1 protein-coding gene is annotated in these 501 nt (G+C 46.5%); it reads left to right on the top strand.

From position 1 onward, the window contains the following. The coding region (locus AAC854_RS23020) for an IS630 family transposase (protein ID WP_340619120.1) at window positions 1-501 on the top strand (501 nt) is incomplete at both ends.

Raw genomic sequence — 501 nt, 5'->3', positions numbered from 1 at the left:
TTTCTTTCAGCGTGGCCGGCATGACGAAATGGCTTCACCGTCAAGGTTTCAGCTACAAAAAACCCAAGGGAGTGCCGCATAAATTCGATGCGCATAAACAGCAACAATTTATTGATGACTACCCATCTCTGAAAAATGGAGCGGGTCAGAATGAGCCGATCCTATTTATTGATGCGGTACATCCTTCACAGTCCACAAAGCTCAGTTATGGTTGGATGAAAGCAGGAGAAAATCAGGTCAAAGTCGTCGAAACCACTGGCAGTCGTACCCGTCTCAATATTCTGGGTGCCCTCAATTTACAACGCATTGAAGACACGGTGATCCGTGAATATCCGAGTATCAATGCTGAAAACATCGCGTATTTTTTCGGGGCGCTGCGGGAAACTTACCCGCTTTCGCAAAAAATCCATATTATTCTGGATGGTGCGGGTTACCACCGAGCCGAGTTGGTGAAAGAGATGGCGTATGTCCTGAATATTGAATTGCATTACCTCCCGCCTT

This window comes from Xenorhabdus entomophaga (assembly GCF_037996725.1).
Lineage (GTDB): Bacteria > Pseudomonadota > Gammaproteobacteria > Enterobacterales > Enterobacteriaceae > Xenorhabdus > Xenorhabdus khoisanae.
The sequence above is the reverse complement of the archived record's forward strand: the minus strand, read 5'-3'. Positions and strand labels throughout refer to the sequence as shown.